The 10,248-nt window shown below is 45.4% G+C and carries 8 protein-coding genes and 1 pseudogene; 3 read left to right on the plus strand and 6 right to left on the minus strand.

Translation table 11 applies throughout. From position 1 onward, the window contains the following. Positions 1-127 precede the first annotated feature (127 nt). The 3 genes from rseP to ACLFWI_RS19150 all read right to left on the minus strand — a co-directional run bounded on the left by rseP (position 128) and on the right by ACLFWI_RS19150 (position 3,383). Positions 128-1,228 (minus strand): RIP metalloprotease RseP, encoded by a 1,101-nt coding sequence (rseP, locus tag ACLFWI_RS19140; RefSeq protein ID WP_446414229.1) that lies wholly within the window; start codon positions 1,226-1,228, stop codon positions 128-130. A 240-nt stretch (positions 1,229-1,468) separates the two neighbouring features. Continuing rightward, the gene (gene serS, locus ACLFWI_RS19145; protein WP_446414230.1) at positions 1,469-2,752 is read right to left on the minus strand and encodes a serine--tRNA ligase; all 1,284 of its coding nucleotides are present in this window, start codon (positions 2,750-2,752) and stop codon (positions 1,469-1,471) included. Positions 2,753-2,813: 61 nt separating this feature from the next. After that, positions 2,814-3,383 carry a DUF3611 family protein gene (locus ACLFWI_RS19150; RefSeq protein ID WP_446414231.1) on the minus strand — a complete coding sequence of 190 codons (570 nt, stop codon included), beginning with the start codon at positions 3,381-3,383 and terminating at the stop codon, positions 2,814-2,816. Between the two features lie 271 nt (positions 3,384-3,654). Here ACLFWI_RS19150 and ACLFWI_RS19155 point away from each other — a divergent pair, with 271 nt between their 5' ends. From ACLFWI_RS19155 to ACLFWI_RS19165, 3 genes are all read left to right on the plus strand, one after another. Beyond that, positions 3,655-4,116 carry a hypothetical protein gene (locus tag ACLFWI_RS19155; RefSeq protein ID WP_446414232.1) on the plus strand — a complete coding sequence of 154 codons (462 nt, stop codon included), beginning with the start codon at positions 3,655-3,657 and terminating at the stop codon, positions 4,114-4,116. 491 nt (positions 4,117-4,607) lie between these two features. Then, entirely contained in the window at positions 4,608-4,961 is a 354-nt protein-coding gene (locus ACLFWI_RS19160) for a PadR family transcriptional regulator (RefSeq protein WP_446349072.1), read from the plus strand. Positions 4,962-5,422: 461 nt separating this feature from the next. Further along, complete coding sequence (locus tag ACLFWI_RS19165; protein ID WP_446414233.1) at positions 5,423-5,965, plus strand: cofactor assembly of complex C subunit B; 543 nt, start codon at positions 5,423-5,425, stop codon at positions 5,963-5,965. Positions 5,966-6,155: 190 nt separating this feature from the next. On the opposite strand, the gene ACLFWI_RS19170 is transcribed toward ACLFWI_RS19165, so the two are convergent. The 3 genes and pseudogenes from ACLFWI_RS19170 to ACLFWI_RS19180 form a co-directional block, all read right to left on the minus strand. After that, positions 6,156-7,814, minus strand: a complete 1,659-nt coding sequence (locus ACLFWI_RS19170) for an ABC1 kinase family protein (protein ID WP_446414234.1) — start codon at positions 7,812-7,814, stop codon at positions 6,156-6,158. A gap of 245 nt (positions 7,815-8,059) precedes the next feature. Continuing rightward, positions 8,060-8,587: pseudogene (locus ACLFWI_RS19175) on the minus strand (AvaI/BsoBI family type II restriction endonuclease); the annotation flags it as partial. Then, positions 8,560-9,960: a DNA methyltransferase gene (locus ACLFWI_RS19180; protein WP_446414235.1), complete on the minus strand. Its 1,401-nt coding sequence runs from the start codon at positions 9,958-9,960 to the stop codon at positions 8,560-8,562. The pseudogene ACLFWI_RS19175 and the gene ACLFWI_RS19180, both read right to left, overlap by 28 nt. Positions 9,961-10,248: the final 288 nt, after the last annotated feature.

The following is a 10,248-nucleotide window of genomic DNA, read 5'->3' on the forward strand; positions in this document are numbered from 1 at the left end:
CTATTTATTTAACACTAAGTCAGGGCGGGTTTAGTCGCATCTGGGTGAGAAAAGAAACGATAATAGTGAAACCCGCCCCTACATACGCACCAGATTCCTTTGAGCCTAGTGTTGGGTCAAAACTATTTCATTGAAACAAATTTTGCACCCAACTTGAGGGAACTAAATTTGCCGTATCTCGCACAATCAGGAAAAGTCCTAACCCCAAAAGCAAGACCAATCCAGTTTGCATGATATTTTGCTGAACTTCCGTGGGGATTGGTTTACCGCGAATTCCCTCGATCGCTAAAAATGCCAGTTGACCTCCATCCAGTGCGGGTAAGGGCAAGATATTAATAATCGCCAAATTGATGCTAATCAACGCCGCAAACTGAAACAGATTTCCCGCATCAGAACGGGCAATATTCGCGCCAATTGCCACAATCGCTACCGGACCCGATACTTGTTCAGCCGTTTCACTAAAGTTGCTAATCAGTTGACCAAAACCCTTGGCAATTTCAGTACTCAGGCGCTGATATTCGTCAGCCGCAATCGTAAACATCTCCAAGAGTCCGTCAGCGTACTTGCGGACTATTTCACCATTGGGTGCCAGTTGTACGCCAATTCTACCTTTGCCATCGTCTCCGGGTGCTGGCGTCACGTCCAGGGACAAGGTTTGTTGATCCCGCTTAATTAAAAGTTCTAGGGGTTGGTTGGGAGAGTTTTGAATTTTGGTCGTTAGGGTAAAGATTGCATTCCGACTGGCTCCCAATGGTTGATCCTCAACTGCTAAGATGACATCACCGGGTTTAATCCCGGCTTGTTTCGCCACTAAGCTACTTTCTGCGGCAATTTCTGGAACCTTTACTCCCGGCTGGTAATTGAAATCAGTAATTCCCACTGTTCCCACCTGCACCACCAGAAGAAAGTAAGCAAAGATCAGGTTGGCTATTACCCCAGCACTAATTACAATCGCTCGGTCTAAAACGGGTCGATTGCGGAGTAAATTTGGGTCATCCGGAGGGATCTCGCTATCGGGGTCATCATCGGGAAAACCAACAAATCCGCCTAAGGGGAAAGCGCGTATCGCATATTCGGTATCAGGTCCTTGGTATTTCCACAGAATCGGACCAAAACCCAGGGAAAAGCGATTTGCATAAATGCCCTGCAAACGAGCTGCCATAAAGTGACCCAGCTCATGCACCACAATCAAAACCGCCAAGACTGCGATCGCCGCCAAAATTGACATAAGAAGTAATGTAACGATTGCTTGCGTCCTTTCTATTGTACGTTGCCGCTTTCAATACTTGGGAAGATGTTAACGTTAGCGTTAGCCAAGCGGGGCAAAACCCGGAAGATAAAGGAGTTCTCTGGTTAATTGCTGCACTTAGGCTGGGCAGGTTTAGTCGCCTTTGGATGAACAAGGAACGATAAAAGTCAAACCTGCCCCTACAGAAAATATCGCGTTCAAGCCAAGGCAGGTTAAGACTCATAACACCTCGCGTCTCATATAGGATTGTAGAACCTCTGGTATTTTCACTGTACCGTTAGGTTGCTGATAATTCTCTAAAATTGCCGACAGGGTGCGCCCAATGGCTAATCCAGATCCATTCAAGGTATGGACAAACTGAGTTCCTTTTTTGCCCGTTTCCTTAAAGCGTAGACTACCGCGTCGCGCTTGGAAATCACCGCAATTGGAACAACTCGAAATTTCACGGTATTTTCCCGAAGAAGGAAGCCACACTTCTAAGTCATAGCATTTTGTGGCAGAGAATCCTAGATCTCCAGTACAGAGTTCAATAACACGGTAAGGGAGTTTTAACGCCTCTAAAATGGCAGCAGCATCTTCCACCAGCTTTTCATGTTCAGCTTCCGAGGTACTCGGATGAACAATTTTGACCAGCTCAACTTTATTAAACTGGTGCAGTCGAATCAGTCCTTTAGTATCTCGCCCGTAGCTACCAGCTTCTCGGCGAAAGCAGGGTGTATAGGCGCAGTGATAAATAGGGAGTTGGGATGCGTCTATAATTTCGTCACGGTAAAGATTAGTTAAGGGGACTTCCGCTGTGGGCGAAAGCCATAGATCATCGCTATCACACTTGAAGCTTTCTTCGGCAAATTTGGGCAGTTGACCCGTCGCCGTTAATGAGCGGCTGTTAATCAGTATCGGTGGGATCACTTCCACATAGCCTGCGGCAATTTGTCGATCTAGCATAAAACTAATCAACGCCCGCTCTAAGGCAGCACCGACACCGATTAGACTGACAAAACGACTTTGTGCCACTTTCACCGCCCGCTCAAAATTGAGAATACCGAGGGTTTCGCCAATTTCCCAATGGGGTAAAATCTTATCATTCTGGGGAATATACTCGTCCCCCCAACGGCGCACCTCCACGTTGTCCGCTTCACTCTCACCCATAGGAGTTGAGGGACTGGGTAGATTGGGTAGGGAGAGTAATAGCGCCTCAATTTCTGCTTTCAGTTCTTTTTCTTGAGGTTCTAGTTCACTAATTTGGGTTTTAACCTGATTACCTTCCTCGCGCAGTTGTTGGGTTTCTGGCGCGTCAGGGGGACTCCCGGCTTTAATTTTTTGACCGATGAGTTTACCAATTTCGTTACTACGGGCTTGCAGGCGACTACGGGATGTCTCTAGTTCCCGTTGGCGCTGATTCAAGTCCAAAATGGGCTGGAGGTCATACTGACCCGCCCCGCGTTTTTCTAGGCGTTCTTGGACGCTTTGGGGATTTTCTCGGATTTGCTTTAGGTCAAGCACAGATTTTTATGGATACTGGGCAAAAAGGACAAATGACAAATGACAAATGACGAATGACAAATCACCGATTAATGCGATTGAACAGCCAAATGGCAATGGCGATGCCGACGAAATGGGCAGTAATGGTGTTGATGTTCGCCTGCACCAGAAATAAGTCTAAGGGTCGAACAAATCGGCTTGCTTCGTACACCGTTAAGCCAGAAGGTTGGGAAATCGAGCGGAGCACAATGCTGCCGATAATGGCTTGGGCGCCCAGAATCGTCAATAACATGCCCGCCATATTGACGATTAATCCTAGCCTAATGGTTTTGAGGGTATCGGCTTTGCTGGGTCGTGTTTCCACATTACCAGTCAACAGTTGCTTGGAAATGCGAGTATAGCGCCATGCGATGTAGACACCCACACCCAATGTAACTAACCCACATATTGCTAAAAATATACCGAACCCAACACCCTGTTTATCTTCCGCCGGTCCGAGGCTACGACCAACGATTCCCGTGAGTAAAATCCCCAGCGAAACAAAACCGAGGATTGACTGTACCCCGATGGCAATCCTGCCAAATGTACGCAGTACCAGGGCGACGCGCTGGAGGGGGGTGGGTAGTGAGGACGTATCGGGCAATTCTCGCATTGGGACTCGAATCCGTGAGTGACACCTATTTCATATTTAACCAGGAGAACTAGAAAACTGTTGTTTGTGCCAGCCAAACGCTAACTCCGACGAATCTTTGCCACTGATTATAAATTTTCATAATTCATCATTTATATTTCATAATCTTGAGCTTATTCCTCAGTGAACTTTTAATCGGGGTTGTGCGTCTGTTAGGTCAGGTATAAAGCCAAAGCCAAGTTTAGCCCTACGGTGGGGACTTCATCGTCACGTCAGCTCATGGAGGAAGCGTATGGAACCGAATTGGAAACAACGTTTATCCTACGCCATCTGTGCCATCGCTTTAGTCTGGAGTTTGTCGTTGTACAAAAATCAGGTCAGTGCTAATCCCCTATCTGCAGCTCAACAACACTGGCAGGCGATCGCAAAAGCTAATCCCGATCTGTTAATCTATGGCTACAGTGATCATGCTGTTCTTAAGCGCTCCTACAATGTACCTGATGTGAATGAGACCTATCAGGGGATCTCCATCTACTCAGCTTGGCAGGACTTTTTCCGCCAGTATGATATCAAAGACTTTCAGGTACTCGAGCAACAACGACGCGATCGCACGGTTAAAGCTCAAATTCAGATCACCGCTAAATCTAATCAGGGACTGATGGTGGTTTGGTCAATGTCTTACCAGGCTGACTTCGATCAAACAGGTAAGATTATTAAAGAAGTTTGGCAGACGAATCCAGAACTGGGTGTTTAACTAACGTTTTCCAGACCCCTCCGGAAATAGGGTAGCATCTCCAAGTCGTGACAAATAGACGGTCTGAAACCCCCTTAGGGAAAACGTTAAGGAATTGAAAACAAAATATTGCGGACTATTGCTCAATAAGCTAGTAGAAATTATTAATGCTAGCAATGCGATCGCGCACTCAGGTTGCACACTAAGGGGACGATTTTCCCCGGATCTGGACTGGGAAGCCTCGATTTTTTGGGGAAATTACTCCATTACTTAGCTAAAATTGATGGAGATTATTCAGTGCTGTTGCATCTGCCGTAACCAAACTAACGAGTGCATTAGACGACCTCAATACTTTGAGGTTATAAAGTATCAGAGGAATGAGCAAGCCGATATTGCTCATTGCTGATCGATACATTGCACCGAATTTTTTCAGGGTGTTGAAACCATGGTTAGTTTTAGGAAAACTGTCCCATGCAAATCTGACTTACTGGGATATTCAGCGGACTATGCAGATGAAATTTGAGGATATCTATCAGTTTTTTCAAGACCCTCCTCCCAACTATCTCAACAAGGAATTAGCCGTATGTTATGTGTTGTCTGTCCTCATAGAAGGGGAATCCTATGGCACTCACTTGATCCAACAACTCGAACACGAATACCCAACCTATCGCCTGTCTGATACAGTTCTGTACAGCGCTCTCAAGTTTCTGGAAGAAGCTGGAGCAATCACTGGGTATTGGAAAAAAGTGGAAGGACGAGGACGTCCCCGGCGTATGTATCAGATCTCTGGTGATTGGCGAGATAAAGCTCGCGAACTAGCAGGGTTTTGGCGTAGGTATATCACTCAAGAGAAACAAGCAATATAGCACATTTCGGCAGAATTACGCCATCAGTGACCACCCAAACCAACTCAAGTCCGGTGCAAACACGGGTTTGTCGGGAAAACTGATGGTCTGCTTCTGCCGTCATGGATTGGGTTTTTGGCGTTTAGGAGTTATCATTGTCAACGACAGAGATAACTGTTGAGTATTTTACGGCTCAACGGTTGAATCATCATTGGTTCACCTTAGTAAGCTGTTCGGCATTTAAACCATAATGTCAAGAATGGTAAAATCTTTGTAGTGCGTTTAGCGAAGCCATGCCGCAGGCTTTGCATCTTGCTCGCTACCCATTCCCAATTTCAATGCGTGACAGCTTCAGAGCTGCGGAAACAATAAAGTACCAGTAAGGGAGGCTGTATTGATTTCAGCCATGCTGGATAGGTACATAATTAAGCCGCAAGTTCCTAAGGTGATTAGCTAAGAATATCTGTTGTTGGTCAATATCTGTGAGTACACCCATTCTGTCTTCCACATTCCTGCTGACTCTTTTGTTAGGAGTAGGTTTGTTCTTTTTCATCCGTGCTTCGGTTAAAGACCGAACCCAAAAAGTTCAACTCATTGCCCAAGAACCTGAATCTTCTCTGCTAGAACGATTGCAGAACTATTTTGATCAAAGGGCATACCGAGTAGCTGCTGTTGACCCAGCTACGGGTCAAGTGACATTTCAGGGTTTTGTCCGACCCAGTTGGTTTCTAGCTATATTTTTAACGGCACTGGCTGCCTGCGGTATTCTTTGTCTATCATTAGTTCTCTCTGTACTCTACCCAGACCTATCCCAGGTTTTCCTTGGGTTAGTTTGTCTGGCTCCTGTGGCTGGCATTTTTTACTGGAAAGGTGCGGGACGCGATGAACAGGTGTTCCTCAAGGTTGAACCTGTACCGAATTCCCAAACGGATAGGCAAAGCTTGGTGACTGTTATTGCTCATCGCGATGAACTCGCCCAACTCCAGCAGGCTTTAAAACTTCAGCCTTCGCAGAAGGCGGATTAAGAAGATGGGGAAGATGAGGAACACCTCGACTTACCTCGGACTTCGGCGTGAGTGGTCAGTCGAACACTTCGCTCGGTAACACGCTCGGTGTGTCAGATGGGGAAGATGAGTAAGCTAACTCAAAACTCTACCTTACCTATTTATTGCCTATTGCCTGACGAATGACAAATGACCAATGACCAATGACCAATCACTTCAATCGTCCTGACTTGAGGATGCTGACAATTAACCACAACCCTAAAAAACTCGCCGCACCAAACAGGATATTACTCAATAGTGAAAGCTGACTCGTTTGCGCTCCTGTCGAGATAATCGCTGCGCCCATAATCAAGGAACCTACCAAAATACTAAATGAAAGCCGATTGGCTGAATCATCCAGACTGCGACGCAGGGGATCGATATCTCGGATTGTAACATTCCACTTGAGGGTCTCTGAGGTAACGCGGTCTAACAATAACTCCATTTGACGGGGAGATTGTAGCGAGAGACTTTTGATATCCAGGGCGGTTCTGAGAAAGGTTTGCAAGGGATTGGAACCCAAAAGCTGACGCCGAAACAAATCGGTCATCAAGGGTTTGATTTCGTCGAGGAGATTCACCTCTGGATTAAAAGTACGAGCCACCCCTTCTAGGTTGGCGAGACACTTGGAGTATAATCCCATATTGCTGGGTAAGCGGACTCGGTTATTTCGGGCAAGTTCCAAGATTTCATAAAATACCTCACTGAAGTTGATTTGTGAGATGCTGAGGTTGTAGTATTTTCTCAACATGCGATCATAGTCATTTTCCAACCGCGATAAGATAATAGGTTGACCGGACTCAGACAGTTGCAGCGTTAACTGGGCGCAGCGTTGAGCATCTAAATCTACGATCGCGAGTAACATTTCGGTTAAAATTTGTTGGGTACGGGGGTCTAAACGTCCAACCATGCCGCAGTCTAAAAGCGCCACGCGACCATCCTGGAGATAGAATAAGTTGCCGGGATGAGGGTCAGCATGGAAAAAACCATCCACATAGAGTTGCTGAAAAAAGGCACGAAATAAAAGCGTAGTAATTGCTTTGCGCTGTTCCTTATCGTTACCGCTATCCGCGCCATTTTCCTCGGCGGAAAACTGGGCGTCTAGAATGGGTTTACCCTCTAACCATTCCATCACCATCAGTTTCTCCGTCGTCAACTCCCAATAAATAGCGGGAACCACGATTTGTGTTGGGTCAAACCAGCGACTTCTGGAAAGATTGCGCCGCAATTGGTCAGTATAGCTCGCTTCTTGAGTAAAATCGAGTTCAGCTTCCAGGGCGTTGGTAAACTCTTCCGCCAAAGCCACGACATCATAGTCTTTTCCAAACTCAGTACGCGAGACTAAATCTGCCAAACCTTTAATTATAGCAATATCCTGAGGAACAACCTTATCAATTCCTGGACGTTGAACTTTCAGCGCTACCTCCTGACCATTTTTTAAGGTGGCTCGATGGGTTTGGGCAATAGAACCAGCAGCAACGGCGCGGGGATCAATCTTGGCAAAGGTTTCTTCTAAGGGCTTTCGCAGTTGTTTTCGCAGTAATACTTCAACCTCACTCCACGCCACAGGTGGCACCTTAGCTTGGAGTTCCGAGAGCGCATCAATGTAATCGGCGGGTAACAAATCGGGACGAGTACTCAGCAATTGTCCCAGCTTCACATAAACCGGTCCTAGTTCCGTTAGCACGTTACGCAGCACCTCTGGGGGAGGCAATTGGGGTTCGTCAGTCTTGCTACCGGTCAGCAGTCTTCGCATATACTCCCAACCATTGCGGAAGACGACTTCTAGAATGTCACGTTGTCGAGAGTTGCTTTGAGTTAAGGAGAACATAGTTTATATTGATGGGCTTGGAACAGAGGTTAGTCTAGGAGTCAGGTCAGTGATACTCTAATCCCTCAACTGAAGGATACTGTATTTAATATAAGAAATAATTTAATCATTGCAGGAGTTTCGCTATCTGGCAATCCGTCTACTGGATTAAGTTGGGAATAGTAGGTTGGGTAGAGCGTAAGCGTTACCCAACAAAATCTTCTATGAGTTGGGTTTTTTCCTCAGATTTCAATAGTCATTTGAACCCATCGGTTCATGCTTGAGTACAGCCATTGATAAGATTTACCTGCAACGTTCAAAGTCGATATCAACATGCGCGTTAACTTACGTTGTGCCAAAATTCCACCAACATTTCGCATTGAACCACCCAGAGTATCTCCCCGTATCAGCAGAAATCGAAAAACTAATTCTTCAATGAACTTTACGCCTGCTGGCTCAAGAAAATTTTCAATCAATCCCCGAATTGCAGCTATTTTATCCTGCTGTTCTAAATACCTCGCTGCTTTATCTGAAACACCTGCTGCTGTTAATAATGCTGGTTGTATGTCCTCAATATCCACTAATTCCATAGGGGTTTGGATTCTAGACGCAGCCGCTTTCAAAACTCTTGCTTGCTCAACAAATGGTGTAGCACGTCTATTCTTCTCTAAAGCTAACGCGACAAAACCAGCTCTTATTGCTGCATAAGGAGTCACTAAGTCATCACTGGCATTCAAATGCTGGTAATAGGGCTTATCCGCTGCCATTAGCGTTTTCTCCACACATAAATACACTTCCGCAATGGTTCTCGTCCATGAGCGCCCATTTGTTGACTACTATTGCCTTTACCATTGGGCAACACGAGGATAGTTTCCACAAAAAAGCCCAGTTTTTCGGCTAAATCTGAAAGAATTAAATCCACTGAAATACTAGCTCCGGCATAGCGAACATTATCATTTACCATAATTAGGGGAGCCTTAGATTTTAAAACTCGCGCACATTCAGCGATTGTACAAGCCATTTCATAAAAGTAGCCGCGAACCATGCGGGGAATTCCTTTATTATTCAAAATCCCCTGGGATTTCTGGTCATCTAAATAGTGCAGAATCGCTTGTAATAATTCCTGTTGATCAGCCGCCGCGATCGCGGATTCCCAGTAAGGGTTTATCTGAAGTAAATCTTTGGGACGATTTTCCACAGTACAACTTAACATTTGTTGCCTTAAGTTGACTAATTCTTGCTCATTAATTCCCAACAATGCTAATTCTAAGGCATAGGTTCTTGTATAATCATAGCGATTACAATAGGGCGGTGATGTGACAATGGCATGGTATGAACTATCAGGTAAGGTTGGCATTAAATCTAGACACGAACCCTTATCAAGCTTAATCTCACCTCGTTCCTGTTCTACCGAAAAAAGTTCAAGCTGTTCATGCTGAGGCTGCAAGTCAGCCACAATCTCATTGAGTTTACGGCAAATTGCTTCAGCAAAACTGGGGATTTTCCCTTTATTAAAAGGTTTCTTTCCGGCTTTCCGGTTTGAGCGATAATCCCAACGCAAATATTGACCGTCCTTGCGCGTGTAACTCACTGATTCTAAAATACAAAGTAAGGCAAAGCGTAAAATAGCCTGAACTTGCTTATTTTCACATTGCCATGCGCTCATGTATTGTTCGATGGCGTTTCGAGTTGCTTCGGGATAAGCCCCTTTAGTAATTCGTAGTTCGGGAAGAGAACAAATATTTTTGACATTTTCCCAAGGTCGTGTTGTTGACCAATGGGTTAAAGTAGCGATATCATCAGTAGTAACGTCTGAGGCTAATAGTGTCCGCAGGGTAATGAGTTCTTGACCAATGGGCAGTAACTCAATTCCTTGGGCATTGATACCCATTTCGCTAGCGACAAATAGGGCTGTACCACTCCCAGCGAATGGATCTAATATTGTACCGTTAGTAATCCCATAACGCTGCAATAGATAGTCCACTAAAGCAGCAGAAAACGCTTCTTTATACTTATACCACCGATATATGGCGCGAGTTTTATTGGCTTGATAACTAACCAGGGAGCGGTTAAGCTGCTCATGGACAATTAACTTGCCATCGAAGTGTTTTACTAATTTAGAGTCTAGGTGTTCAATTTCACCTAAGCTGGGTTGAACTGATACCATTTGCACTATGTACAGGTAAGCAAATTTTCATGTATAGAATTACGGGGATACTTTAGGACATCAGTTGCTCCCCTCTCCCCCGCGTGGGAGAGGGGCTGGGGGTGAGGGGTTTAGTTGACACCAATGACAGACGTGCGCCCGATTCCATCGTCAAATCTAATCCACAATTTTAGCTAAGCTGTCACGCATTTAAATTGGGAATGGGTAGCCAGCAAGATGCTCAATGTAGCCAGCAAGATGCTCAATTTAGCCAGCAAGATGCTCAATTTAGCCAGCAAGATGCTCAAT

Origin of the sequence: Coleofasciculus sp. (assembly GCF_046539235.1) — a bacterium.
In the GTDB taxonomy this organism is placed as follows: Bacteria; Cyanobacteriota; Cyanobacteriia; order Cyanobacteriales; family Coleofasciculaceae; genus Coleofasciculus.